Source organism: Teichococcus deserti, from assembly GCF_001982615.1.
GTDB lineage: Bacteria > Pseudomonadota > Alphaproteobacteria > Acetobacterales > Acetobacteraceae > Pseudoroseomonas > Pseudoroseomonas deserti.
The window spans coordinates 1-616 of the sequence record NZ_MLCO01000474.1 but is presented as its reverse complement, the minus strand read 5'-3'; the positions used below and the strand labels follow the sequence as shown (position 1 = coordinate 616).

Sequence of the window (616 nt, the reverse complement as noted above, 5' to 3'; positions counted from 1 at the left end):
CCGCGCCTGCGGCTGACCCGCACGGACGGCGTGTGGCGCGCCCGGCTGGAGGGCTGGGAGGCGGCGCCCCCCGGCCCGCGCCAGCTCGGCACGCTGTTCGGCGCCAGCCTGGCGGAGGAGGCGGCGCGTCTCGACCGCGCCGCGCTGGCCGCCGCCCGCGAGCGCGAGCGCGCCGAGGCCGCCCGCCTGGCCGAGCTCGGCGCCCTGGCCGCCACCGTCGCGCATGACATCCGCAACCCGCTGAACATCATCGCCATGGCCGCCGCCGGTGCGCCGCCGGAGGTCCGCGCGGAGCTGCGCGAGCAGATCGCCCGCATCACCCGCCTGACCGCCGATCTTCTCGACTACGCCAAGCCTTGGCGCGTGGAGCCGGTGGACTTCGATGTCGCGGCGCTGATCCGCGCCGAGGCGGTCCGCCTGCCGCAGGCGAGCCTCGGCGCCGGGCTGCAGGGGCCGCGCATGGTGCGCGCCGATCCAGGGCGGTTGCGCCAGGCGCTGGTCAACCTGCTGGACAATGCCCGCGCGGCTCCCGGCGTCACCCGGATCCTGCTCGACGCCGAAGACGCGCGCGATGGCGGGTTGCGGCTGGTGGTCGCCGATGACGGCGCCGGCGTGC

The 616-nt window shown here is 77.8% G+C and carries 1 protein-coding gene; it reads left to right on the top strand.

The features are described from left to right. The coding region (locus BKE38_RS29205) for a sensor histidine kinase (protein ID WP_131829795.1) at positions 1 to 616 on the top strand (616 nt) is incomplete at both ends.